The organism is Streptomyces sp. BB1-1-1 (genome assembly GCF_031597775.1).
Lineage (GTDB): Bacteria > Actinomycetota > Actinomycetes > Streptomycetales > Streptomycetaceae > Streptomyces > Streptomyces thinghirensis.
Map to the genome: position 1 here is coordinate 3,579,176 of NZ_CP134203.1, position 25,312 is coordinate 3,604,487.

The 25,312-nt window shown below is 71.5% G+C and carries 23 protein-coding genes; 11 read left to right on the forward strand and 12 right to left on the reverse strand.

The features are described from left to right. Window positions 1–123 precede the first annotated feature (123 nt). From RI578_RS16425 to RI578_RS16470, 10 genes are read right to left on the reverse strand one after another with little or no spacing between them, the layout of a single operon-like run. Window positions 124–1,659 (reverse strand): NADH-quinone oxidoreductase subunit N, encoded by a 1,536-nt coding sequence (locus RI578_RS16425; protein WP_310871770.1) that lies wholly within the window; start codon window positions 1,657–1,659, stop codon window positions 124–126. Beyond that, complete coding sequence (locus tag RI578_RS16430) at window positions 1,656–3,230, reverse strand: NADH-quinone oxidoreductase subunit M (RefSeq protein ID WP_310871771.1); 1,575 nt, start codon at window positions 3,228–3,230, stop codon at window positions 1,656–1,658. Before RI578_RS16430 ends, RI578_RS16425 begins: the two co-directional genes overlap by 4 nt. A 6-nt stretch (window positions 3,231–3,236) precedes the next feature. Then, window positions 3,237–5,231: an NADH-quinone oxidoreductase subunit L gene (locus tag RI578_RS16435; RefSeq protein ID WP_310871772.1), complete on the reverse strand. Its 1,995-nt coding sequence runs from the start codon at window positions 5,229–5,231 to the stop codon at window positions 3,237–3,239. Beyond that, on the reverse strand, window positions 5,228–5,620 hold the full coding sequence (gene nuoK, locus RI578_RS16440; protein ID WP_310871773.1) for an NADH-quinone oxidoreductase subunit NuoK: 393 nt from the start codon (window positions 5,618–5,620) through the stop codon (window positions 5,228–5,230). Before nuoK ends, RI578_RS16435 begins: the two co-directional genes overlap by 4 nt. Next, window positions 5,620–6,378, reverse strand: a complete 759-nt coding sequence (locus RI578_RS16445; RefSeq protein ID WP_310871774.1) for an NADH-quinone oxidoreductase subunit J — start codon at window positions 6,376–6,378, stop codon at window positions 5,620–5,622. The genes nuoK and RI578_RS16445 overlap by 1 nt, the downstream gene beginning before the upstream one ends. Beyond that, complete coding sequence (locus RI578_RS16450; protein WP_310871775.1) at window positions 6,375–7,136, reverse strand: NADH-quinone oxidoreductase subunit I; 762 nt, start codon at window positions 7,134–7,136, stop codon at window positions 6,375–6,377. Before RI578_RS16450 ends, RI578_RS16445 begins: the two co-directional genes overlap by 4 nt. 2 nt (window positions 7,137–7,138) lie before the next feature. Continuing rightward, on the reverse strand, window positions 7,139–8,107 hold the full coding sequence (locus RI578_RS16455; RefSeq protein ID WP_210957980.1) for a complex I subunit 1 family protein: 969 nt from the start codon (window positions 8,105–8,107) through the stop codon (window positions 7,139–7,141). Next, the gene (locus RI578_RS16460; protein WP_310871776.1) at window positions 8,104–9,483 is read right to left on the reverse strand and encodes an NADH-quinone oxidoreductase subunit C; all 1,380 of its coding nucleotides are present in this window, start codon (window positions 9,481–9,483) and stop codon (window positions 8,104–8,106) included. Before RI578_RS16460 ends, RI578_RS16455 begins: the two co-directional genes overlap by 4 nt. Beyond that, entirely contained in the window at window positions 9,480–10,205 is a 726-nt protein-coding gene (locus RI578_RS16465; RefSeq protein WP_310871777.1) for an NADH-quinone oxidoreductase subunit B family protein, read from the reverse strand. Before RI578_RS16465 ends, RI578_RS16460 begins: the two co-directional genes overlap by 4 nt. Next, window positions 10,196–10,642, reverse strand: a complete 447-nt coding sequence (locus RI578_RS16470; protein WP_310871778.1) for an NADH-quinone oxidoreductase subunit A — start codon at window positions 10,640–10,642, stop codon at window positions 10,196–10,198. The genes RI578_RS16465 and RI578_RS16470 overlap by 10 nt, the downstream gene beginning before the upstream one ends. Before the next feature lie 143 nt (window positions 10,643–10,785). On the opposite strand from RI578_RS16470, the gene RI578_RS16475 reads away from it, so the two are divergent. The 7 genes from RI578_RS16475 to rarD all read left to right on the forward strand — a co-directional run bounded on the left by RI578_RS16475 (window position 10,786) and on the right by rarD (window position 20,092). Beyond that, window positions 10,786–12,015 carry a sensor domain-containing protein gene (locus RI578_RS16475; RefSeq protein ID WP_310871779.1) on the forward strand — a complete coding sequence of 410 codons (1,230 nt, stop codon included), beginning with the start codon at window positions 10,786–10,788 and terminating at the stop codon, window positions 12,013–12,015. Window positions 12,016–12,185: 170 nt separating this feature from the next. Further along, entirely contained in the window at window positions 12,186–13,553 is a 1,368-nt protein-coding gene (locus tag RI578_RS16480; RefSeq protein ID WP_310871780.1) for a sensor domain-containing protein, read from the forward strand. Window positions 13,554–13,888: 335 nt separating this feature from the next. Beyond that, window positions 13,889–14,560: a response regulator transcription factor gene (locus RI578_RS16485; protein WP_121748685.1), complete on the forward strand. Its 672-nt coding sequence runs from the start codon at window positions 13,889–13,891 to the stop codon at window positions 14,558–14,560. 280 nt (window positions 14,561–14,840) lie between these two features. Beyond that, window positions 14,841–16,769, forward strand: coding sequence for a 2-oxoacid:acceptor oxidoreductase subunit alpha (locus RI578_RS16490; RefSeq protein ID WP_310871781.1), 1,929 nt, complete (start codon window positions 14,841–14,843; stop codon window positions 16,767–16,769). Next, window positions 16,762–17,859, forward strand: a complete 1,098-nt coding sequence (locus RI578_RS16495) for a 2-oxoacid:ferredoxin oxidoreductase subunit beta (RefSeq protein WP_310871782.1) — start codon at window positions 16,762–16,764, stop codon at window positions 17,857–17,859. The genes RI578_RS16490 and RI578_RS16495 overlap by 8 nt, the downstream gene beginning before the upstream one ends. 190 nt (window positions 17,860–18,049) lie before the next feature. Continuing rightward, window positions 18,050–18,904, forward strand: coding sequence for an SDR family oxidoreductase (locus tag RI578_RS16500; protein WP_310871783.1), 855 nt, complete (start codon window positions 18,050–18,052; stop codon window positions 18,902–18,904). Window positions 18,905–19,045: 141 nt separating this feature from the next. Then, window positions 19,046–20,092, forward strand: a complete 1,047-nt coding sequence (gene rarD / locus RI578_RS16505; protein ID WP_310871784.1) for an EamA family transporter RarD — start codon at window positions 19,046–19,048, stop codon at window positions 20,090–20,092. Between the two features lie 29 nt (window positions 20,093–20,121). Here rarD and RI578_RS16510 read toward each other — a convergent pair whose 3' ends face one another. Next, window positions 20,122–20,697 carry a CGNR zinc finger domain-containing protein gene (locus RI578_RS16510; protein WP_399063109.1) on the reverse strand — a complete coding sequence of 192 codons (576 nt, stop codon included), beginning with the start codon at window positions 20,695–20,697 and terminating at the stop codon, window positions 20,122–20,124. A gap of 123 nt (window positions 20,698–20,820) precedes the next feature. Here RI578_RS16510 and RI578_RS16515 point away from each other — a divergent pair, with 123 nt between their 5' ends. Both RI578_RS16515 and RI578_RS16520 read left to right on the forward strand, forming a co-directional pair. Continuing rightward, window positions 20,821–21,291 carry a VOC family protein gene (locus RI578_RS16515; RefSeq protein WP_310871786.1) on the forward strand — a complete coding sequence of 157 codons (471 nt, stop codon included), beginning with the start codon at window positions 20,821–20,823 and terminating at the stop codon, window positions 21,289–21,291. A 173-nt stretch (window positions 21,292–21,464) separates the two neighbouring features. After that, on the forward strand, window positions 21,465–22,424 hold the full coding sequence (locus tag RI578_RS16520; protein WP_310871787.1) for a M28 family metallopeptidase: 960 nt from the start codon (window positions 21,465–21,467) through the stop codon (window positions 22,422–22,424). A 35-nt stretch (window positions 22,425–22,459) separates the two neighbouring features. Here RI578_RS16520 and RI578_RS16525 read toward each other — a convergent pair whose 3' ends face one another. After that, the gene (locus RI578_RS16525; protein WP_310871788.1) at window positions 22,460–23,836 is read right to left on the reverse strand and encodes a tetratricopeptide repeat protein; all 1,377 of its coding nucleotides are present in this window, start codon (window positions 23,834–23,836) and stop codon (window positions 22,460–22,462) included. Between the two features lie 227 nt (window positions 23,837–24,063). Here RI578_RS16525 and RI578_RS16530 point away from each other — a divergent pair, with 227 nt between their 5' ends. Together RI578_RS16530 and RI578_RS16535 are read left to right on the forward strand one after the other, a co-directional pair. Next, window positions 24,064–24,606 (forward strand): DUF6668 family protein, encoded by a 543-nt coding sequence (locus tag RI578_RS16530; RefSeq protein WP_310871789.1) that lies wholly within the window; start codon window positions 24,064–24,066, stop codon window positions 24,604–24,606. An 81-nt stretch (window positions 24,607–24,687) separates the two neighbouring features. Next, complete coding sequence (locus RI578_RS16535; protein ID WP_310871790.1) at window positions 24,688–25,293, forward strand: NAD(P)H-dependent oxidoreductase; 606 nt, start codon at window positions 24,688–24,690, stop codon at window positions 25,291–25,293. Window positions 25,294–25,312 lie beyond the last annotated feature (19 nt).

Consider the following 25,312-nt stretch of genomic DNA (forward strand, 5'->3'; position numbering starts at 1 on the left):
CGCCCACGGCGGCACGCTTGGTCCGTACGGGTGACGGCCGCAGCGGGCGGCACGCGCGCGTGGAGGCCGGGTACCGCATGCGCGCGTGCCCGAAGCGACCGCCGCTCAGAAGAGTCCGGTGTCTCAGAAGAGCCCGGTGTCCGCGAAACGCAGGATCAGCTGGGGTGCTCCCGAGAGGGCGACGGCGAGGACCGCGGTGACGGTGATCGCGGCCGTGAGGGGGGCGGGGACGCGGTGCTTCACGGCCGCGCCCTCGGGCGCCCGGAACAGCAGGGCCGTCCATTGGAGGTAGTAGAACAGCGCGATGACGACATTGACGGCCATGACGACGGCCAGCCAGCCGAGGCCCGCGTCGACGGCCGCGGAGAAGACGGTGACCTTGGCGAAGAGGCCGATGATGCCGGGCGGGAGTCCGGCGAGGCAGAGCAGGAAGAACGCCAGGAGCAGGGCCGCCAGCGGGTGGGACGCGTACAGGCCGCGGTAGTCGGCGACGCGGTTCAGGGACCTCGTGCGGCCCACGAGTGCGGCCACCGCGAAGGCGCCGAGGTTCACCGCTGCGTACATGAGGGCGTAGGCGACGGTGGAGCCGATGGAACGCTCGGGGTCGTCGGAGTACGCGGCGGCGGCGATCGGGACGAGGAGATAGCCCGCCTGACCGACGGACGACCAGGCGAGCAGGCGTACCGCGCTGTACGCGCGCGTGGCCTGCTGGCGGAGCGCCCCGACGTTGCCGACGGTCATGGTGAGCGCGGCCAGCGCCGCGAGGGCGGGCCCCCAGACGTCGGCGTAGGACGGCAGGGCGATGACGGTGACGAGGATCAGGCCGGAGAAGCCGACCGCCTTGCCGATCACGGACAGGTAGGCCGCGATCGGCAGGGGCGCGCCCACATAGGTGTCGGGCACCCAGAAGTGGAAGGGCACGGCGGCCGCCTTGAAGGCGAAGCCGACGAGGGTGAGGACGACGCCGGTCTGGACGAGCGTGGTGAGCTGCCCGTCGACGTGCTGGATGCGTTCGGCCACCTGGGTGAGGTAGAGGGTGCCGGTGGAGGCGTAGACGAAGCTGATGCCCATGAGGCTGACGGCGGTCGCGGTGACCGACGACAGGAAGAACTTCAGCGCCGCTTCGGAGGACCGGCGGTCGCCCTGGCGCAGGCCCACGAGGGCGAAGGCGGGCAGCGAGGCGACCTCCAGGGCGACGATGAGGGTCGCGAGGTCGCGGGAGGCGGGCAGGAGCGCGGCGCCGGCCGCGGAGGAGAGCAGCAGGAACCAGAACTCGCCCTCGGGGAGTCCGCGGTCGGCGTCCTTCACGGCGGTGACCGAGAGCAGGGCGGTCACGAGGGCGCCGCCGAGGACCAGGAACTGGATGGCGAGGGTGAAGGTGTCCGCGGTGTAGCTGCAGACGTCGGCGTCGCCGGTCAGGCAGAACGTCGAGCGGTCGCCGTTCACCAGGGGCAGCAGCGTGAGCGTGGCGGCGGCGAGTCCGGCGACCGACATCCAACCGAGCAGCGACTTGCGGGCGTCCTTGACGAAGAGGTCGGTGACGAGGACGACGAGGCCTGCGACGGCCGCGATGGTGGGCGGTGCGATGGCGAGCCAGTCGACGGACTGGACGAGGTTCTGGGCCAGTGGCGCCGCCACGACCTGGGCCGGGGAGCTCATCGGGTGCCTCCTGAGAGGAGCTGCTGCACGGCCGGGTCGGTCAGCCCGAGGAGGACCTTGGGCCAGAGTCCGGCGACGACGGTGAGGGCGACGAGCGGCGTCCAGGCGGCGAACTCGTACGTGTGTACGTCGGCGAGCCTCGGGGCTTCCTGCGCTACGGCGCCCATGCAGACGCGGCGGACCACGATCAGCATGTACGCGGCTGTCAGCAGTGTGCCGAACGCGGCGACGGCCATGAAGGTGAGATAGGCGGGGCGACTGAGGTCGTCGTGGGGGTCGAAGGCGCCGAACAGGGCGAGCATCTCGCCCCAGAATCCGGCCAGGCCCGGCAGACCGAGCGAGGCGACCGCGGCGAAGGCGAGCAGACCGCCGAGACGGGGCGCCTTGCCGTACAGGGCGGCCCCGGTCTCCTCGGCGAGGGTGTCGAGGTCGGTGGTGCCGGTGCGGTCCTTGAGCGCGCCGACCACGAAGAAGAGCAGGCCGGTGATGAGGCCGTGGGCGATGTTGGCGAACAGGGCGCCGTTCACGCCGGTCGGGGTCATGGTCGAGATGCCGAGCAGGACGAAGCCCATGTGGCCGACGGAGGAGTAGGCGATGAGGCGCTTGAGGTCGCCCTTCGCGCCCCGCTTGGCGAGGGCCAGGCAGGCCAGGGAGCCGTAGATGATGCCGACGACCGCGAGGGCGGCGAGGTAGGGCGCGAAGGTCTGGAATCCGTCCGGTGCGGCCGGGAGGAGGATCCGGACGAATCCGTACGTACCCATCTTGAGCAGGACGCCGGCCAGCAGGACCGAGCCGACGGTCGGCGCGGCGGTGTGGGCATCGGGCAGCCAGCTGTGCAGCGGCCACATCGGGGTCTTGACCGCGAGCCCGATGCCGATCGCCAGAACGGCGATGACCTGCACGGACGTGGTCAGTGACCGGCCGTTGTCAGTGGCGAGTGCCACCATGTCGAATGTGCCCGCCGTGATTCCGATCAGGAGCAGGCCGAGCAGCATGACGACGGAGCCGAGGAGGGTGTAGAGGATGAACTTCCAGGCGGCCCCGGCCCGTCCCTCGCCGCCCCAGCGGGCGATGAGGAAGTACATCGGGATCAGGACCATCTCGAAGGCGAGGAAGAACAGGACCAGGTCGAGGACGGCGAAGGTCGCGAGCGTGCCGGACTCCAGGACGAGCAGCAGCGCGACGAACGCCTTCGGGCTCGGGCCCGAAGGCATCTTGAAGTACGAGTAGAGCGCGCACAGGAAGGTCAGCAGCGCGGTCAGGACCAGCAGGGGGAGGGAGATGCCGTCGATGCCGAGGTGGATGCGCACGTCGAGTGCGGGGATCCAGCTGATGTCCGTGCCGGCCTGCATCTTCGACGGATGGTCGTGGTCGAAGCCGAGCACGAGGACGATCGCGGCGATGAGGACGGCGCCGGTGACGGTGACGCCGTGCCGGAGGACCGCCTGGTCGGGCGACTTCCCCTTCAGTCCGGGCGGGGCCGGCAGGAGAGCGGCGGCGGCGCCCAGGAGCGGGCCGACGACGATCAACGCCAGAAGGAACTGCATCACGGACTCGTTGATATCGATCACGCCTGCTCACGCTCCCGTGGCGACGAGGACGGCGGCGACCGTGAGGACGACGGTGCCGGCGAGCAGCGCGCTCACATAGGTCTGCACATTGCCGGTCTGGGCCCGGCGTACGGCGGCCCCGAGCCAGCGGGGCAGGGTGCCCGCCCCGCGCACGTAGGTGTCGACGACCTCGCGGTCGAGGAACCGGACGAGGCTCGCGCCGGCCTGGACCGGGCGGACGAAGAGGGTCCGGTACACCGCGTCCAGGTGGAAGCCGACGGCCGCGTGCCGGTGCAGCGGCCCCAGCAGGAGCCGTCCGGGGTCCGACGGGTCGGGGGCGTAGGCGATGTCTCCGTAGGCGGGCTTGTGGCTCGCGATGGCCTCGGCCTCCACGAGGGCGGCGTCGCCCTCCGGGTGGGCCGCGACGGCGCCCAGTGGGGTGCGGTCCGCGAGCGCAGTGGTGTGGCGCCAGGCGGCGTAGGTGACGATGCCGCCGACCAGGGCCACACCCGTGCCGAGCACGGAGGTGGTGAGGGTGGGAGTGAGGTCCTGTCCGTCGAACCAGTCGGGCAGCAGACGGAAGGCGAGCCCACCGAGGGCGAGCGAGGGGATGGCCAGGGCCCAGAGCACGGCGTTCATGACCACCGGCTGCCTGCCGTGGTCGGGGGCCTCGGCGCCCCGCCCGCGGAAGGCCAGTAGCCACAGACGCGTCGCGTACGCGGCGGTGAGCAGGGCCGTGAGCAGGCCGGCGACGAGGACGGTCCAGCCCGCGGCACCGGGCGCGTGCTCGGTGTGGCCGGTGACGACGTGCTCCGCGGCGACGAGGACGGACTCCTTGGAGAAGAAGCCACTGAAGGGCGGGATCGCGGCGAGGGCCAGCAGGGCCACGGTCATCGTCCAGTAGGCGTCCGGTACGCGGTCGCGCAGGCCCCGCATCCGGGACATGGCGGCCAGCGAGTTGGTGCCGGCCGCGTGGATGATCACGCCGGCGGCGAGGAACAGCAGCGCCTTGAAGGCGCCGTGCGAGATGAGGTGGAAGACGGCGGCACCGCGGTCGCCGGCGGCGAGAGCACCGGTCATGTAGCCGAGTTGCCCGATGGTCGAGTAGGCGAGGACGCGCTTGATGTCGTCCTGGGCGAGCGCGGCGAGCGCCGAGCCGACCATCGTGACCGCGGCCATGACGGCGAGGACGACCATCGCGGCGTGCGAGGCCTGGAAGAGCGGAAGGAGCCGGGCGACGAAGTAGACACCGGCGGCGACCATCGTCGCGGCGTGGATCAGCGCGGAGACGGGCGTCGGGCCCGCCATCGCGTCGGGGAGCCAGGTGTGCAGCGGGAACTGCGCCGACTTGCCCGCGACACCGGCCAGGAGCAGCAGGGCGATCAGCGTCGGGTGGTCGAGCGAGCCGTTCGCGACCGCGCCGAGGATCTTGGTGATGCGGAAGGAGCCGGCCTCGGTGGCCAGCGCCAGCAGGCCGATCAGGAAGGGGACGTCACCGAGCTTGGTCACCAGAAAGGCCTTGAGGGAGGCGGCGCGGGCCTCCGGGGTCTCCCAGTAGTGGCCGACCAGGAAGTACGAGCAGATGCCCATGATCTCCCAGCCGACCAGCAGCACCATCAGGTCGCCGGAGTAGACGACGAGGAACATGGCGGAGGTGAAGAGGGAGACGAGAGCGGCGTACGAGGGGTAGCGCGGGTCGTCGCGCAGGTAGCCCGTCGAGTAGATCTGCACACAGGTGGCGACGGTGCCGACCAGTACGGCGACGAGGGCGGCGAAGCCGTCGATGTGCAGGGCGAGCTCGATGGGGACCGAACCGGTGGGCGTCAGTTCCGTGACGGCGTCGACGGCCCGGCCGCCGCCCTGGCGGGCCGCGACCACTACGGCGAGGACGAGGGCCGCCAGCGTCGGCAGGACGGCGAGCGGGCGGACGAATCCGGGCGCGGTACGGCCGAGCAGGAGGCCGGCGGCTGCCCCGAGGAAGGGGAGGAGGGGGACGAGTACGGCGAGGGTGGTCGTGGTCACGCGGTGGCCTCAGCCTTCTCGGCGGCCGTCCCGGTCGCGGGGGCATCGGTGTCGGGGCCGTCCGGCTCGTGACCCTCGGCGGTGTCTCGGAGCTTGTCGATGTCCGAGGTGCCGCGGTTGCGGTGGACGGCGAGCACGATCGCCAGGCCGATGCCGATCTCGGCGGCCGCGATGGCGATCGTGAACAGGGTCAGGGCCTGGCCGGAGTGCAGGGTCTCCTCGGCGGCCTTGCTGAGCCAGACGTCGAAGGCGACGAGGTTGAGGTTGACGGCGTTGAGCATCAGCTCGACCGACATCAGGACCAGGATCGCGTTGCGGCGGGCGAGGACGCCGTACAGGCCCGTGCAGAACAGGAGGACGGAGAGAACGGCGGGATAGGCGAGGTGCATCAGCGGACACCACCCTTGTCGGCACCGTTCGGGTCTGCGGGCGGGTCGGTTTCGGTCGTACGGCCGGCCTCGGCTGCGCGACCGGTGGCGGCTGCAGGGCCCGTGTCGGCTGCACGACCCGTGTCGGCTGCACGGCCGGTGTCGGCTGTGCGGTCCGGGCCGGCCGCGCGGTCCGCCTTGGCCTTGCGGGACAGGACGATGGCGCCGACCAGGGCGGCGAGGAGGAGGACGGAGAGGGCCTCGAAGGGGAGGACCCAGTTCTGGAAGAGGCTCGCTCCGGTCACGGCTGTGGAGCCGGCGGCCGGGCCGTCCAGGTCGATCCAGGTGGTACGGAAGGCGTCGACGACGACCCACACCAGGGCCGCGGCGGCGGCCACGGCCACGGTGAGGGCGGCCCAGCGGTTGCCGGAGTCCGCGTCCGGGGACCGGCCGATGGGCGCCCTGGTGAGCATCAGGCCGAACAGGATGAGGACGACGACGGCACCGACGTAGATGAGGACCTGTACCCACGCGATGAACTCGGCGGTGAGCAGGAGGTACTCGACGGCCAGGCCGCCGAGGGCCACGACCAGCCACAGGGCGGCGTGGACGAGCTGCCGGGTGGTGACGGTGACGACGGCCGCGCCGAGGGTGACGAGGCCGACGAGGAGGAAGGCGATCTCGACGCCGGTCGGGGAGAGGAAGCCGTGGGATTCGGCGGCGCCGGTCGTGGAGTCCGCGGCGAGGTGAAGGTGACCGACGGTCGTTGCGAGGGTCATTCCCGGCCCTCCTGATCCGGCTGGTCCCCCGTGGTCCGGGGCTTCGACCGATCCGACGTCGGCCCGGGCTGGTCCGTCTGCTGCTTGGAGTCGCCCATCGGGCGGGTGGGCTGCTCGGCGGCGCGGGCCTGCTCGTCGGCGTGCGGTTCGGTCGCCCGGGCCGCCTGCTGTCGAGTCGTCTCCTGTTGGGCCGTCTCTTGTTGGGCCGTCTCTTGTTGGGCGGCCAGCTGTTGGGCGGCCAGCTTGTCAGCGGTCTTGCGGGCGGCGGCGAGTTCCTTCGGTTCCTCCGCGCCGGGGTCGAGGGCGGGCGGGGCCGGCACCGTCCACATCCACTCGCGCAGCTTGTCGCGTTCGTGGGTGAGGTCACGGATGTCGGTCTCGGAGTACTCGAACTCCGGGGACCAGAACAGGGCGTCGAAAGGACAGACCTCGATGCAGATACCGCAGTACATGCACAGGGAGAAGTCGATGGCGAAGCGGTCGAGGACGTTGCGGCTGCGGTCGCGTCCGCCGGGGGTCGCCGCCGGGATCGTCTCCTTGTGGGAGTCGATGTAGATGCACCAGTCCGGGCACTCGCGGGCGCACAGCATGCAGACCGTGCAGTTCTCCTCGAACAGGCCGATCACACCGCGGGTACGGGGCGGGAGCTCGGGCTGGACGTCCGGGTACTGCTCGGTGACGGTCTTCTTCGTCATCGTGCGCAGGGTGACGGCCAGACCCTTGGCCAGGCCGCTGCCGGGAATCGACAGGCGGGACATGGTTACTGAATCACCACCTTGACGATGCCGGTGAGGGCGATCTGGGCGAGGGACAGGGGGACGAGGAGCGTCCAGGACAGTTTCTGGAGCTGGTCCTCGCGCAGGCGCGGGTAGGTCACGCGCAGCCAGATCACGACGAAGGCGAGGACGGCCGTCTTCAGCAGGGTCCACACCCAACCGAGGCCGTCGGCGCCCCAGGGGCCGTGCCAGCCGCCCAGGAAGAGGACGGTGGTCAGGCCGCACAGGACGACGATCCCGGCGTACTCGGCGAGGAGGAACAGGGCGAAGCGCAGGCCGGTGTACTCGGTGTAGGCGCCGAAGATGATCTCCGAGTCGGCGACCGGCATGTCGAAGGGGGGCCGTTGCAGTTCGGCCAGCCCGGCGACGAAGAAGACGATCGCGCCGACGATCTGCCAGGGCAGCCACCACCACTCGAAGGCGTCGAGAATGCCGACGAGCGAGACGGTGCCGGCCGCCATCGCGACCGAGGCCGCGGTGAGCAGCATCGGAAGTTCGTACGCGAGGAGCTGGGCGGCGGTCCGCAGGCCGCCGAGGAGGGAGTACTTGTTGGCGGAGGCCCAGCCGGCCATGAGCGAGCCAAGGACGCCCACGCCCATGACGGCGAGGACGAAGAAGATGCCCGCGTCGACGACCTGGCCGACCGCGCCCTCGCCCGGGCCGATGGGGATGGCCAGGAGAACCAGGAGGTACGGCAGGAGGGCCACGGCGGGAGCGAGCTGGAAGATGCGGCGGTCCGCGTCGGCGGGGACCACGTCCTCCTTCTGCGCGAACTTCACGCCGTCCGCGACGAGCTGGGCCCAGCCGTGGAAGCCACCTGCGTACATCGGGCCCAGGCGGCCCTGCATGTGGGCCATCACCTTGTGCTCGGTCTGGCCGACGATCAGGGGGAAGGTGAGGAAGACGACGAAGACGACGAGGAGGCGCAGGGTGACGTCGAGCGCGTCGTTCACTGCGGGCCTCCTGGGGGGTTCGAGCGGTTGTGGTTCCTGGGGGTGCCGGAGTCGTCGCGGGCTTCCTGCTCGGGTTCCGGCTCCTGTCCCTGCTCGGGTACCGGCTCCTGCCCCTGCTCCGGCTCCAGTGCCTGCCCCGGCTCCTGCACGGGCTTCTCTTCCGCCCTGTCGTCCGGGGACCCGCTCGCCCCGGGTTCCGCCCCGTCACGCGACTCGGGCTCGGCCTCGTCGAAGGCAGGGCGGGCGTGGTGCCACGGGGCGTCCGGGCTGCGTGGTGTGGAGGGGGCTGTCTTCGGGGCCGGTTCCTCCGTGCGCGGGGACGTGGCGGTGTCGTCGCCGACGGGGGTGGCGGGGTCGGCGGCCGTCTCGTCCGGCGTCCCGGTGTCGGAGGCGGAGCGCGTGCTCGCCGAGCCCTCGGACGCACTCCGGGCCCGCCGGGGTCCCCCGGTGCCGCCCGTTCCTGCTCGCTGCGACGCCGAGCCCTCACCGGCCGTCGTCTCCGCCGTGGGCTCGTCCGTCGTAGCGCCCGTCCGCTGGGACGCGGAGCCCTCGCTCGCGCTGCGCGCACGCCGGGCCGGCGGGGCGGCCGAGGGTTCGGCAGCCGGCGGCGTCTGGCTGGCGGAGCCCTCCGCCGCCGTGCGGGAGCGGCGGGGAGTGGCGGGGGCGTCGGTGCCAGGCGCCGTCTGGCCGGCGGAGCCCTCCGCCGCCGTGCGGGTCCGACGGGCCGGGCGGTCACCTGCCGCGCGGGCCGGACGCTCCCCGGCCGCGCGCCCCGCCCCGCGTGCCGGGCGGGCCGGAGCTGGCGGCAGCTGGCCCTTCAGCGGGCCCCACTCGTTGGGGTCGGGGACGCCCGGCGGCAGCATCTGGCGGCGCCGGGGGCCGCCGTGATCGGACTCGCCCGGCTCCTTCGCCCCGGGCCAGGCCTTCGCGACGCGGGCCGCGAGGACGAAGTCCTTGCGCAGCGGGTGTCCCTCGAAACCCTCCGGCAGGAGCAGGTGGTCCAGCGCCGGGTGGTCCTCGAAGGCGACGCCGAACATCTCGTGGGTCTCGCGCTCGTGCCAGGCCGCGCCCGCGTACACCGCGACGGCGGTGGGCAGGACCGGGGTCTCGTGCGGGACCGTCGTACGCAGCAGCAGTCGGCGTACGGGGCCGAGGGCCACGACGTGCGCCGCGACGCGGAAACCTGTGCCCGGTTCGTCGACCGCGCTCAGCCAGTCGAAGTACGTGCAGCCCAGCCGGTCACGCGCCGTCTCCAGGGCGGAGATCCAGGACGCCGACGGCACGTCCACGGTCAGGACGTCGTACGACTCCTCGGCCGTGGCCTGTGCGCCGAAGAGTTCCTCGGCATCGGCGGGCAGCCAGCCGACCGCGGTCATCGGCCCTCCCCCGAACCCGAGGCCCGGTCCGCGGCGGAGTCCGAGGCAGCGCCCGGGGCCGAGGTAGAGGTCGACCCGGGGGCCGAGCCCGCGCCCGGGGCCGAGGACGCGTCAGCGGCAGGTGGCCGCACCAGGCCGCTCTGCAGCGCGGCCGTCGACGGCCGGGGCGACGTGCCGTACCGCTCCCCCAGCGACTCCCGCGCGATCTTCTCCTGGAGCTTGAGGATCCCCTGGAGCAGCGCCTCGGGGCGCGGCGGGCAGCCGGGGACGTAGACGTCGACGGGAATGATCTGGTCGACGCCCTTCGTCACGGAGTAGGAGTCCCAGTAGGGGCCGCCGCAGTTGGAGCAGGCACCGAAGGAGATGACGTACTTAGGCTCGGGCATCTGCTCGTACAGGCGCTTGACGGCCGGCGCCATCTTGTCGGTGACGGTGCCCGAGACCACCATCAGGTCGGCCTGGCGGGGGCCCGGCGCGAACGGGATGACGCCGAGCCGGATGAAGTCGTGGCGCGCCATCGACGCGGCGATGAACTCGATCGCGCAGCAGGCGAGGCCGAAGTTGAAGACCCACAGGGAGTACCGGCGGCCCCAGTTCAGGACGACCTTCATCGGCTCCGGCGCGAGACGGGCGAGCGCGCCGAGCCGCTTGGGCTCCGGGAGCAGCACGGGTCCGGCGGGGTTCGGATCGGCGGGGTTCGGGTCGGCGGGGTTCACGTCCACGACAGGACGCCCTTCCTGTATGCGTACAACAGACCCACGGCGAGGAATCCGAGGAAGATGAACATCTCCACGAGGGTCGTCGCGCCGTAACCAGGATCGGCGAAGACCGTCGCCCAGGGGAAGAGGAAGATCGAGTCGACCGCGAAGATGACGTAGAGGAACGCGTACACGTAGTAGCGGACCTGGGTGTGGGCCCAGCCGTCGCCGACGGGGTCCACCCCGCACTCGTACGTCAGCAGCTTCTCGGGGGTCGGTACCACGGGCCGCAGCAGGTGCCCGGCCCCGAATGCGACGGCGACGAAGAGCACGCCCACGACGGCGAGCAGCCCGACGACCGAGTAGGACTGGAAATAGTCCGCGGCGAGTCCGACGGTCGGTTCCGGCACGTGCGTCCCTCGCTCCCTGTCCTGAACGCTGCTGTTCGACGATCTGTGCATCTGTGCGTACGGGAGTCTAGGGCCTGATAAAGAGACGGTAAGCAGCCCGTCACACCTTGGGACGCGGAGGTGGGGTTTTCCTCAGTGCATCCCGGCGGTCCACCTCATGGCGCGGCGCCGCGCCGCACGGCACGCTGACTCGTATGACCGAACGCCTCTCGACATCGAATCCCGCCGGGACCACCGGCGCAGCGACCGGAGACCGCCTGCCGCCGGCCCGTTTCGCCTACGACCGGCACACCTGGAAGGAGATCGCCCACCTGCTGGCGAATCTCCCGGCGGCGCTGCTCGGATTCGTCTACGTCGTGACGATGCTGGGCGTGGGCGCCGGGTTGACGGTCACGGTGATCGGGTTCCCGCTGCTGGCGGCCGGCCTGCTGGGTGCGCGGCAGTTGGGCAAGCTGGAGCGGGCGCGGGCCCGTGCACTGCTCGGGGTGCGGGTGGACGAGCCGAGCCCGCTGCCCTTGCGGGGCAAGGGCGGGTTCTTCCCACAGTTGTGGATGGCGCTGAAGGATCCGGTGGGCTGGCGCACGGTCCTGTACGACTTCATACGGCTCCCCTGGGGCATCCTCACCTTCGTCATCACGCTGACGTCGTTGTTCGTACTGTGGCCGGTGCTGCCCTTCATCGCGCGGGGTCTGGCCAACGCGGACCGGGCGATGGTGCGCGGCCTGCTGTCCCCGTCCGACGAGCTGGAGCGGCGGATCGCCGAGCTGGAGTCGGACCGGGGCGTCGTGGTCGACACGGCCGCGGCCGACCTGCGGCGCATCGAGCGCGACCTGCACGACGGGGCACAGGCCCGCCTGGTCAACCTGGCCATGGGACTGGGTCTGGCCAAGGAGAAGCTGCTGGAGGACCCCGACGCGGCGGCGGCCATGGTCGACGAGGCGCACGGCGAGGTGAAGCTGGCCCTGCAGGAGCTGCGGGACCTGGCGCGCGGCATCCATCCCGCCGTGCTGACCGACCGCGGCCTGGACGCGGCGCTCTCCTCGGTCGCCTCCCGCTGCACCGTGCCGGTCAAGGTGACCGTCGACCTGACGGAGCGCCCCGCGGCGGCCATCGAGGGCATCGCCTACTTCACCGTCTCGGAGCTGCTCCAGAACGTCAGCAAGCACAGCGCGGCGAGGTCCGCCTCCGTGGAGGTGTGGCGGTCGTCCGACCGACTGCTCATACAGGTGGAGGACGACGGCCGCGGAGGCGCGCGCCTCGACGGTGGTACGGGGATGAAGGGCCTCGCCGACCGGCTGACCGCCGTCGACGGTCTCTTCGTCGTCGACTCCCCGGAGGGCGGCCCGACGACGGTGACGGCCGAGCTGCCGTGGCGCGACCGGGAGGACGCCAACTCCACCTCCCGTGCCGCGGGCCCGAGGTAACAGACGACGAGGCAGCTGTGGGGGCCCCTTCCCGGCCCCAGAGGGCTCTGGGGGGGGTGGGGAAAACCCCCCTCTTGAGACGCCGACGAGCTCCATGGCCCGTGGATGTGCGGTCGACGAGGGTGGAGTTACGACAGCACAGCCGTACGACGAGGAGAAGGACGGCACCGATGGCCACGGAATACGGACAGGGTTACGGGTTGGAAAGCGGGCCCGGCTTCCCCGGGGACACCGGTGCACGACGTCACCGGCTGCCGGCGGGGCTGCGGGCACCGTTCGAGGCACGCAGCTGGCGCGAGTTCGGCTATGTGCTGCTCAGCCTGCCGATCGGCATCCTGCTCTTCACGTACGCCGTCACGATGACGTCGCTGGGAGCGGGCCTGCTGGTGACGTTCCTGGGTGTCCCGGTGCTGGCGGCGGCACTCGCCGGGTGCCGCGGCTTCGGCGCGATGGAACGGGCGCGGGCCCGTGCCCTGCTGGGGCTCCGGGTGTCCGACCCGGAGCCGCTGCGGCTGAAGAAGCAGGGCGCGATGGGATGGATAGGTGCCGTGCTCAAGAGCGGCACCTCCTGGCGGAGTCTGCTGTACGCGGTGCTGCAGTTCCCGTGGTCGGTGTTCTCGTTCGTCGTGGCCGTGAACGTCTGGGCGGTCGGCTGGGCGATGCTGACGTACCCGCTGTGGTTCTGGGTGTTCCCGATGTACGCCGGCCAGGACGGGCTCCAGCTGTACGGCGACGAGACGCACCGGATCTACTTGGACAACCCTTTCGAGATCACCGTGACCGCGCTGGTCGGGCTGCTGTTCACGCTGGCGACGCCGTGGATCGTCCGGGCGCTGACCACGGTGGACCGGCTGATGGTGCACGGGCTGCTCGGACCGTCGCGGCTGGCGACGCGGGTGGTGGAGCTGGAGTCGGACCGCGGGGTCGTGGTCGACACGGCCGCGGCCGACCTGCGGCGCATCGAGCGCGACCTGCACGACGGGGCGCAGGCCCGCCTGGTCAACCTGGCCATGGATCTGGGCCTGGCCAAGGAGAAGCTGCGGGAGGACCCGCGGGCGGCGGCGGTCATGGTGGCCGATGCGCACGGCGAGGTGAAGACGGCGCTCCAGGAGCTGCGGGACCTGGCCCGGGGCATCCATCCCGCGGTCCTGACCGACCGCGGCCTGGACGCGGCGCTCTCCTCGGTCGCCTCGCGCTGCACCGTGCCGGTGCGGGTGGAGGTCGACCTGGCGGAGCGGCCGGCGTCGGCGATCGAGGGGATCGCGTACTTCACGGTGTCGGAGCTGCTGCAGAACATCAGCAAGCACGCGCGGGCCACGTCGGCCGCCGTGGAGGTCTGGCGGGTGGAGAACCGGCTGATGCTCCAGGTCGTGGACAACGGCGTGGGCGGGGCGGCCGCGTCGGCCGGGTCGGGACTGGCGGGACTCGCGGAGCGGCTCGACGCGGTGGACGGGATCCTCGTGGTGGACTCGCCGGCCGGCGGACCGACGCGGGTGACGGCGGAGCTGCCGTGGCGGAACGAGCCGGTGGCCGGGTAACCGCCGCGGGAGCCCTCGCGGAGCCGCGGCGGGAGCCGCCGCGGGAGCCGCCCCTGAGACGGTCGCACCGTAGACCGACAGCCCTGACCTCCCTCCCGGCTCCCGCCTCCTCCCTCCTCCCCCGAGGGCTGGAGGCGTGATCGAAAACCGGCCACCGAGCGGCCGGACCCGGACTGGTGCCCCCCGCTCGTCCCGGCTCTTCCCGCTCTCTTCCCATTGCCCGAACGCATCCGGCCTCCGATGCTGGAATGCTGGACCTGTCGCACGGACGGTTCGTGGACGCGGCGTGGGCCGCGCGGGCCGTGGGGTGGGCGGGCTGTGGGGGGCCGAGGATCGTGGAGGACAGGGTGCGGGTGGTCATCGCTGAGGATTCAGTGCTGCTCCGAGAGGGGCTGACCCGGTTGCTGACCGACCGTGGGCACGAGGTCGTGGCCGGTGTCGGCGACGGCGAGGCACTGATCAAGACAATCACCGAGCTGGACGCGCAGGGCGAGCTGCCGGACGTCGTGGTGGCGGACGTACGGATGCCGCCGACGCACACCGACGAGGGCGTGCGCGCCTCGGTGCAGTTGCGCAAGGCTCACCCGGGCCTCGGCGTACTGGTGCTGTCCCAGTACGTGGAGGAGCGGTACGCCACGGAGCTGCTGGCCGGTTCCAGTCGCGGCGTCGGTTATCTGCTCAAGGACCGGGTGGCCGAGGTACGGGAGTTCGTGGACGCGGTGGTGCGTGTGGCGGAGGGCGGTACGGCGCTGGACCCGGAGGTCGTCGCGCAGTTGCTCGGACGCAGCCGCAAGCAGGACGTGCTGGCGGGACTCACCCCGCGGGAGCGGGAGGTTCTGGGGCTCATGGCCGAGGGCCGGACGAACTCCGCGATCGCCCGCCAGCTCGTCGTGAGCGACGGGGCCGTCGAGAAGCACGTCAGCAACATCTTCATGAAGCTGGGGCTGTCCCCGAGCGACGGTGATCACCGGCGGGTGCTCGCCGTGCTGACGTATCTCAATTCCTGAGATCAGCGGTCCACCCGCCGTTCCCGGGCCGCCGGCCCGGTGGCCTGGGTACTCATCCGAACGAATGAGAAACCAACGCAACGGCAGGGTGCGTCTTCACGAATGTCACTAACGCCGGGGGGCGGGAAAACGTGGAGTTCAGGGGCGACGGGCCATCTCGAGGTCGTGTCCATCATGCGAATGTCCACCGGAAGTCAACACCTGCGGACGTAGGGTTGATCCCGGGACGGTCGGTGGGAGACCGGTCCCCGGACAGCCGCCTCGAGGGAGGTCCAGTTCAGTGACCAGCCAGGTCAGCAGCCCAGCGGAGCAGGCCGACGGAACCGTCGTAGGAGAGCAGCGCAAACCGGTCGGGGCGAAGGACGTCCGCCGGCTGGACCGGGTGATCATCAGGTTCGCGGGGGACTCGGGTGACGGGATGCAGCTCACCGGTGACCGTTTCACCTCGGAGACCGCGTCGTTCGGCAACGACCTCTCGACCCTGCCGAACTTCCCCGCCGAGATCCGGGCACCCGCCGGAACCCTCCCAGGCGTCTCCTCCTTCCAGCTGCACTTCGCCGACCACGACATCCTCACCCCCGGCGACGCCCCCAACGTCCTCGTCGCCATGAACCCAGCCGCCCTCAAAGCCAACATCGACGACCTGCCCCGCGGCGCGGAGATCATCGTCAACACCGACGAGTTCACCAAACGGGCCATGCAGAAGGTCGGCTACGACACGTCACCGCTGGAAGACGGCTCGCTCGACGGCTACCACCTGCATCCGGTGCCGCTGACCACGCTGACCGTGGAAGCCCTCAAGGAATTCGACCTCACCCGCAAGGAAGCCGAGCGCAGCAAGAACATGTTCGCGCTCGGGCTGCTGAGCTGGATGTATCACCGGCCCACCGAGGGCACCGAGAAGTTCCTGAAGGCCAAGTTCGCGAAGAAACCCGATATCGCCGCCGCGAACATCGCCGCCTACCGGGCCGGCTGGAACTTCGGTGAGACCACCGAGGACTTCGCCGTCTCCTACGAGGTCGCCCCCGCCGCCACCGCGTTCCCGCCCGGCGTCTACCGCAACATCTCCGGGAACCTGGCCCTGGCCTACGGCCTGATCGCCGCCTCCCGCCAGGCCGACCTGCCCCTCTTCCTCGGCTCCTACCCCATCACCCCCGCCTCCGACATCCTCCACGAACTCAGCCGGCACAAGAACTTCGGCGTGCGCACCTTCCAGGCCGAGGACGAGATCGCCGGGATCGGCGCCGCACTCGGAGCCGCGTTCGGCGGCTCGCTGGCCGTGACCACCACCAGCGGACCCGGCGTGGCACTCAAGTCCGAGACGATCGGGCTGGCGGTGTCGCTGGAGCTGCCGCTGCTGGTGGTGGACATCCAGCGCGGCGGGCCGTCCACCGGCCTGCCGACCAAGACGGAACAGGCCGACCTGCTCCAGGCCATGTACGGGCGCAACGGCGAGGCACCCGTCCCCGTCATCGCCCCCCGCACCCCGGCCGACTGCTTCGACGCCGCTCTGGAGGCGGCCCGGATCGCGCTGGCCTACCGCACCCCCGTCTTCCTCCTCTCGGACGGCTACCTCGCCAACGGCTCGGAGCCGTGGCGGATCCCGGAACCGGACGAGCTGCCCGACCTCGCCGTGCAGTTCACCCACAGCCCGAACCACACCCTGGACGACGGCAGCGAAGTGTTCTGGCCCTACAAACGCGACCCGCACACCCTCGCCCGCCCCTGGGCCGTCCCGGGCACCCCCGGCCTGGAACACCGCATCGGCGGCATCGAGAAACAGGACGGCACCGGGAACATCTCCTACGACCCGGCCAACCACGACTTCATGGTCCGCACCCGCCAGGCCAAGATCGACGGCATCGACGTCCCGGATGTCGAGGTCGACGACCCGGACGGGGCGAAGACCCTGGTCCTGGGCTGGGGATCCACGTACGGGCCGATCACCGCCGCCGTGCGCCGGCTGCGCGCCGCCGGCGAAGCCGTCGCCCAGGCCCACCTGCGCCACCTCAACCCCTTCCCGAGCAACCTCGGGGCGGTGCTGAAGAGTTACGACACGGTGGTGATCCCCGAGATGAACCTCGGCCAGCTCGCCACCCTCGTCCGGGCGAAGTACCTGGTCGACGCCCAGTCGTACAACCAGGTCAACGGCATGCCGTTCAAAGCGGAACAGCTCGCCACCGTCCTGAAGGAGGCCATCGATGCCTGAGACGTCCACGGAAGAGAAGCCGACGGGCACCGGCACGAGCACGAGCGAGGCGCTGTCCCTCGTCCCCAAGGCCGAGGGCAAGCAGTCCATGAAGGACTTCAAGTCCGATCAGGAAGTGCGTTGGTGCCCCGGTTGCGGTGATTACGCCGTCCTCGCCGCCGTGCAGGGCTTCATGCCCCAGCTCGGCCTGGCGAAGGAGAACATCGTCTTCGTCTCCGGCATCGGCTGCTCCTCCCGCTTCCCGTACTACATGAACACCTACGGGATGCACTCCATCCACGGCCGCGCCCCCGCCATCGCCACCGGACTCGCCGCCTCCCGCCGCGACCTGTCCGTCTGGGTCGTCACCGGCGACGGCGACGCCCTCTCCATCGGCGGCAACCACCTCATCCACGCCCTGCGCCGCAACGTCAACCTCAAGATCCTCCTCTTCAACAACCGGATCTACGGCCTCACCAAAGGCCAGTACTCCCCCACCTCCGAGATCGGCAAGATCACCAAGTCGACGCCGATGGGATCACTGGACGCACCCTTCAACCCCGTCTCCCTCGCCATCGGCGCCGAAGCCTCCTTCGTCGCCCGCACCGTCGACTCGGACCGCAAACACCTCACCGAGGTCCTGCGCCAGGCCGCCGAACACCCCGGCACCGCCCTGATCGAGATCTACCAGAACTGCAACATCTTCAACGACGGCGCCTTCGACGCCCTCAAGGACAAGCAGCAGGCCCAGGAAGCGGTCATCCGGCTCGAACACGGACAGCCGATCCGCTTCGGCACCGACGGCTCCAAGGGAGTGGTACGGGACCCGCAGACCGGGGACTTGGAGGTCGTCGCCGTCACCCCGGACAACGAGGCCGACATCCTCGTCCACGACGCCCACGCCACCTCCCCCACCACCGCCTTCGCCCTGTCCCGCCTCGCCGACCCGGACACCCTGCACCACACCCCCATCGGCGTCCTGCGCTCCGTCGACCGGCCCGTCTACGACACCCTCATGACCGACCAGCTCGACACCGCCGTCGAGCAGAACGGCAAGGGCGACCTCGCCGCGCTGCTCGCCGGCGGCGACACCTGGACGGTCGTCGGCTGAGACCGGCGGCGGTTCACGGCTTCGAAGAGGCCCGGGCGGAAACGCCCGGGCCTCTTCGCATGCCGTTCGGGCTCAGACTCACGTAGGGCTTACCCAGGCGTAAGTAGCTTACTTACAAGTGGGCACTATCTTTCAGTTAGCGCTACTCCTAGGGTAGTGGCATCGCACCCCCACAAGGAGTACTGAAACGATGAGCATCGTCGTCACCGGAGCCACCGGACACCTCGGCCGCCACGTCGTGCGGCAGCTACTGGAGAAGGTGCCGGCCGACCAGGTCACCGCGGTCGTCCGGGACCGCGACAGGGCCGCCGATCTCGCCGCCCGCGGCGTACGGCTCGCGGTCGCCGACTACAACGCGCCCGAGACCTTCGACGGCCTTTTCGCGCCCGGCGACCGGGTCCTGCTGATCTCCGGCAACGAGTTCGACAAGGGCCGCGTCCAGCAGCACACGGTCGTGATCGACGCGGCCGAGAAGGCCGGCGTCGCCCTGCTCGCCTACACCAGCGCCCCCAGCAGCCTCACGGCCGCACTCGCCGACGACCACCGCGCCACCGAAAAGGTACTGGTCGGCTCGGGCGTGCCGTACGTACTGCTGGGCAACGGCTGGTACCACGAGAACTACACCGAGCAGCTCGCCCCGGTCCTGGAGCACGGTGCCGTCGTACAGGCGGCCGGCGAGGGCCGGATCTCCTCCGCCTCCCGCGCCGACTACGCGGCCGCCGCCGTCGCCGTACTGACCGGCGAGGGCCACGAGAACACGGCGTACGAGCTGGGTGGCGACGAGGCCTGGAGCTTCGCCGAGTACGCGGCTGAACTGAGCCGGCAGACCGGCAAGGAGATCGTCTACAACCCCGTCTCCACCGAGACCTACACCGGCATCCTCACCGGCGCCGGGCTGCCGGGGCCGCTGGCCGCCGTCCTGGCGGGCGTGGACGCCGCCATCGAGAAGGGCGAGCTGGCCGTCTCCACCGGTGACCTGTCCCGCCTGATCGGCCGCCCGACCACACCGCTCGCCGAGGCCGTCGCCGCCGCGCTCAAGAGCTGACCCTCACCGCCCGCCTTCACGACACCCACTCCGCCTGTCATGACCGTATGGCGATACGGGCATGACAGACGGCCGGGTGCGGCGCTACCTTCGTCGTGGCATGCATCCGTCCGGCATGCCGAGTGCGAGAAGGAGGTGCCCGTGGCCGGGTCGTCCAGGAGTGAGCAGCGAATAGGCCTGCTGAACGGCTTCGCGGCGTACGGGATGTGGGGGCTCGTCCCACTGTTCTGGCCGTTGCTCAAGCCCGCCGGGGCCGGGGAGATCCTCGCCCACCGGATGGCATGGTCCCTCGTCTTCGTCGCCGTCGCCCTGCTCGTCGTACGGCGCTGGGCCTGGGCCGGCGAGTTGCTGCGGCAGCCGCGCAGACTCGCCCTGGTCACCGTGGCCGCCGCGGTCATCACCGTCAACTGGGGCGTCTACATCTGGGCCGTGAACAGCGGCCACGTCGTCGAGGCCTCGCTCGGGTACTTCATCAACCCGCTGGTCACCATCGCGATGGGCGTGCTGCTGCTGAAGGAGCGGCTGCGGCCCGCGCAGTGGGCGGCGGTCGGGACCGGCTTCGCGGCCGTGCTCGTCCTCACCATCGGCTACGGCCAGCCGCCGTGGATCTCCCTCTGCCTCGCCTTCTCCTTCGCCACGTACGGCCTGGTGAAGAAGAAGGTCAACCTCGGCGGCGTCGAGTCGCTGGCCGCCGAGACCGCGATCCAGTTCCTGCCCGCGCTCGGCTACCTGCTGTGGCTGGGCTCGCAGGGCGACTCCACCTTCACCACCGAGGGCGCGGGGCACACCGCCCTGCTCGCCGCGACCGGCGTGGTCACCGCCATCCCCCTGGTCTGCTTCGGCGCGGCGGCGATCCGCGTGCCGCTGTCCACGCTGGGGCTGCTGCAGTACCTGGCCCCGGTCTTCCAGTTCGTGCTCGGCGTCCTCTACTTCGGCGAGGCCATGCCGCCCGAGCGCTGGGCCGGTTTCGGGCTGGTGTGGCTGGCGCTCGCGCTGCTCACCTGGGACGCGCTGCGCACGGCCCACCGGACCGCCCGGACGCTCAGGGCCCAGTTGGACCGAGCGGGCGACGGCGTGACGCCGGTCAAGGGAAGCGCCGCGCGGGAGTCGGGAATCGTGGCCTCCGGGGTGCCGGCCCCTGGTTCCGCCGGGTCCGAACGGTTCGACACGGCGACCGGGAAGCCGTAACGGCCCGGTCGCCCCGCCGCCGTCCTTCGTCAGCCCTTGTCGGGCACCCGCCGCGCGCGGTGCGCCCGGGCCTTCTCCCGGTTGCCGCAGTGCTCCATCGCGCACCAGCGGCGGCGGCCCGGACGTGACGTGTCGACGAAGAGCAGACGGCAGTTGTCGGCACCGCATTCCCGGATGCGGTCGGCGTACGGGCCGGTGAACAGCTCGATCGCGTCGCGCGCGACCGTCGACAGCAGACGTGCGCCCGTGGCGCCGGGGGCCCAGGCGCGGGTGCCGTCCGCCTCGATGCGCGCGACGAGCGGGGGCTCGGCCGCGGCGGCGTTGACGGCGGCCAGGTGGTCGGGCTGGAGCGGACGCCCGTGCGCGCGGTCCGCCGTGAGCAGGAAGAGGGCGTCGCGCAGTGTCCGGGCCCGCTCCACATCGGTCCGGTCCACGGCCAGATCCAGTCCGCCCGGCAGGCGGCTGCGGTCGGCCCAGGCGGCCAGGTCGGCGGGCTCGTGCAGCACCTCCCAGCGCGCGTAGGCACCCGGCCCGCCCGTCGTCAGCAGTTCGAGGCAGAGGGCGCCGGGGTCGAAGCGGTACGGCTTGCCCTCGTGCGACCGCAGCGTCAGCCCTGGAGGGCCGGGGGAACCGGGTGAACCGGGTGAACCGGGTGGTCCGGGTGCGCCGGGAGGCGGTTTCGGCGATTCCATTGCCCGCTCACTCATGTAACCAATATAACTGGTTACATGACTTCGACCTCCGGACCGGCCCCCGTTCACTTCAAGATCGTCATCGACGCCGCCGCCCCGCACGCACAGGCGGACTTCTGGGCCGCCGCCCTCCACTACGAGGTGGAGGACAACAGCGTGCTCATCGAAAAGCTGCTGGGTTTCGGGGCCGTACCGGCCGAGCTGACCGTCGAGTCCCACGGCCACCGCGCCTGGCGGGACCTGGCCGCCGTACGGCATCCCGACGACCCCTACCAGGAGGAGAGCGGCACCGGGCTGGGGCGGCGGCTGCTGTTCCAGCGCGTACCGGAGGCCAAGACCGGCAAGAACCGGCTCCATCTCGACCTGCACCCGGGCGAGGGTCGGCGCGAGGCGGAGGTCGCCCGGCTGGAGGCGCTGGGCGCGAGCGTCCTGCGGCAGGTGAAGGAGCCGGGCGGGGAGTGGGTACTGATGGCGGACCCGGAGGGGAACGAGTTCTGCGTGCACTGAGAGCGCACATTCCACGCCCAACGGGGCGCGCTCTCCAGGGGCTTCCGATATACGCGACACCGTGGCCGAATAGCGGTCTTGACGGTGGGTCAGTACCGGACCCACCATCCAGGCACCCCATTCACTGCGGAGTCCCCTCCCCAGGGATTCCCTAGGAATTCGGAGCCCCCCACATGAAGCTCCCCCGTTCCGGGCGTGCGCTGACGGCCGGTGCCGTCGCGGTCGCCACGCTGATCACCGGCGGATCGATGGCCGGCGCCGCGCCCGCCACCGAGCGCCCCACGTCCGCGGCCGCCGCCGCGCCCGACATACCGATAGCCAACGTCAAGGCCCACCTGACGCAACTCCAGTCGATCGCCACGGCGAACGGCGGCAACCGCGCCCACGGCCGCCCCGGCTACCAGGCCTCGCTCAACTACGTGAAGGCCAAGCTGGACGCGGCCGGGTTCACCACCACCGTCCAGCGCTTCACCGCCTCCGGCCGCACCGGCTACAACCTGATAGCCGACTGGCCGGGCGGCGACGTCAATCAGGTTGTCATGGCCGGGTCACATCTGGACAGCGTCTCCTCCGGCCCCGGCATCAACGACAACGGCTCCGGCTCGGCAGCCGTCCTGGAGACCGCGCTCGCCGTCGCCCGTTCCGGCCACCAGCCGACCAAACACCTGCGGTTCGCCTGGTGGGGCGCGGAGGAGCTGGGGCTGGTCGGCTCCCGCTACTACGTCAACAGCCTCGGCTCCACGGGCCGCGCGAAGATCAGTGGCTACCTGAACTTCGACATGATCGGCTCGCCCAACCCGGGCTACTTCGTCTACGACGACGATCCCACCATCGAGAAGACCTTCAAGGACTACTTCGCCGGCCTCGGCGTCTCCACCGAGATCGAGACCGAGGGCGACGGCCGCTCCGACCACGCGCCCTTCAAGAACGCGGGCGTCCCCGTCGGCGGCCTCTTCAGCGGCGCCGACTACCGGAAGACGTCCGCGCAGGCGGCCAAGTGGGGCGGCACCGCGGGCCAGCCGTTCGACCGCTGCTACCACTCGTCCTGCGACACGACCGCCAACATCAACGACACGGCCCTGAACCGCAACAGCGACGCCATCGCGTACGCGATGTGGGAGCTGTCGCAGTAGGGCCGACGCACCGCCTCCTCGGGGCCCGCGCCCGGTCAGCCGGTCTGGGCGCGGGCACGTTCGGTGAGGCGGCCGATGCGGCCGCGGGCGGACTCCAGTTGCTCGGAGTCCTCCGCGGCCGGGCCCTCCTCGGCGGCGAGTTCGCTCCACAGGCCGACCAGCTCGTGCCCCAGCTCCAGGCCCCGTGCCGGATCCCGTACGGCGCGCCAGGCGGTGGCAGCGCTCTGGACGTTGCCGTACGCGGCCTCCGCGTCGCCCGCACGGCGGTGTATCCGGGACAGGTCGAGGGAGAGGCGGAAGGCGCGGTCCGGGTCGCCTGACAAGTAGGCGATGTACGCGGTGAGTTCACGGAGCCGGAGGACCTCCGGGTGCTCCGGCCCCAGCGTGCCCGAGGCCTCGGTCACGGTCTGCTCCGCCAGTTGCGCCGCCGCCTCCGTCCGGCCCTCCTTGACGGCCTCGTTGATGCGGGCCGTCGGCTCCGCGAGGAGCGCGGGGGTGGTGGCGTCGCCGGGTGCGGTGAGCGGTGCGTCCCCGAGCACGGCCTCGGCCACGGCGTCGAAACCGCGGGCGGGGGTGGGGGTGGGGGTGGGCTTGGGGGCGGGGTCGAGGTCGGCGACCGGCTCGGGGACGAGGGGCGGCTTCGGAGCGGTGACCGGCCTGGGGGCGGCGACGGACGCGGGCGCAGCCCCAACCCCGGCGACCGCCCCAGCCCCAACCCCGGCGACCGCCCCAGGCACAGCCCCGGCGACCGCACCAGACGCAGGCCCGGTGACCGCACCAGGCACGGCCCCGGTGACCACCCCAGGCGCAGGCTGCGGTGCCGCGCCTTCGCGGGCGCCGGTCGCGGAAGTGCCGTCCATTCGGGGTGGCGGACCGAACTCCCCCGTCGGCGGCGCCACCGTACCGGGCGCGGTGCCCTCGGCCGGTTCCGGCAGGGCGCGCAGCGTGAACGTCGGCGCGGACTCGCCGGCCGGCGCCTGCTGCGACTCGGGCACCTTCGGGAGACGGAACGTCGGGGCGCTGTCCCGTACCGGCTCCACCGTCCGCAGGACGTGAGTGTGCTGGTCGCGCCGTACGGCAGGTTCCTCGGGAGCCGTCGGGACCGGCTCCGCGGCGAGATGGCTGGAGCCGTCCGGGTCGACGCGGAGCGGGACGGAAAAGCCGATGCGCTCGTCGTGGATCGTGGCGTGGACGGGGTGACCGGCGGCGAGGGCGAGGCGGTGGAGGCGGTTCAGGACGGCGTTCTGGATCTCCTCGCCGGGGGCCGCGACGACCAGTGAGCCGTCGATCGAAGCGCCGCGTGCGTCGGAATCGGCCACCGGCACGCGGACGTCGATCGGCGTCGCCGCAGGGGCGGGCGAGCGCTCGGCGCCCTCGTGGTCCCGCTGCTTCTCGCGGCCGAGTCGAGACATCGTTCCCCCACTCATCGGCGGCTTCCGTCGGCGGTTTCGATTCCCTGCCGTCCAGAGCCTGTCATGCCTGTCGTACACCTACTGTCGAGTCTCTCCGCTCGCTCGCGATTCTCACGTCACCGGGGTGTCACAGGCTCGTTCCAGGAGGTCACGCCCGTATCGGCGGGTCGATACGGGCGGGCACCCGGGGGGCGTGACACGGGAGGGGACCGGGCAGGCGGACAGGCATGCGAGAGGGACCGGAGATCTGGATCCGCGGACCGGTGGCCCTGCCGGAGCCGCCCACCCCGACGCCACCCGCCCCGCCACCACCCGTCCCAGGACAGCCCGTCCCGGCGCCCCCGTACTCGGAGCCGCCCGTCCCACGGCGTTTCTCCTGGGTCGGCGCGCACGGCGGCGCCGGCGTCTCGACGCTCGCCGCCGTGTACGGCGGCCAGGACTGCGGGCGCGGCTGGCCCGGCCCGGGCGACCCGCCGTCGGTGCTGCTCGTCGCCCGTACGCACGCGGCCGGGCTGGCGGCGGTCCACCGTGCCGTGGCGGCCTTCCGGCACGGGCAGGCTCCGGCGGGGCTCGACCTCGACTCCGTCGTCCTCGTCGCGGACGCGCCCGGGCGGCTGCCCCGGCCACTCGCCCAGCGCGTGAAGCTGCTCGAAGCGGCCGTGGACGTCCATCGCGTTCCGTGGGTCCCTGCCTGGCGCCTCGGCGAGACGGACGGAAGCCCGCCACGGGGCACCGGCCCCCTGGTCCGCCGCACCGGGCGGGTGCGCTGAGCCGCTCGCACACGATGCTTGCGTGTGCATATAATGCATGTGCTGGTATCCGCGCACGGCAACCATCCAGGGGGACCTCTCATGACCCGCCACTACCTCTTCCTGCTCGGCAGCAGCCGACCCGGCGGCAACACCGAACTGCTCGCCCGCCGCGCCGCCGAACAACTGCCCACGGACGTCGAGCAGCGGTGGATCGACCTGGCCGAGCACCCGCTGCCCGATTTCGAGGACCTGCGGCACGACAGCGACCACGTCCGCCCCACCGAGGGGAGCGCGGGCCTGCTGCTCGACGCCACTCTCGCCGCCACGGACATCGTGATCGCCTCACCGCTGTACTGGTACTCGCTGTCCGCCCCGGTCAAGCGCTACCTCGACTACTGGTCCGGCTGGCTGCGCACCCCCGGCCTCGACTTCAAGGCGACCCTGGCCGGCCGCACCCTGTGGGGCGTCACCGCGCTCGCGCACCAGGAGCAGGAGGTCGCCGACCCGCTGATCGGCAGCCTGAGCAACTCGGCGGCCTACATGGGCATGCGTTTCGGCGGAGTACTGCTGGGCAACGGCAGCAAGCCCGGTGACGTCCTGAAGGACACCGAGGCGCTGGCGGGCGCCAAGACCTTCTTCGCGCAGGAGGCGCCGCTCGCCCGTTTCCCGTACGAGCAGACGGACACCGTGCCCACCACGACGTGATGCCCGTGCCCACGAGGTG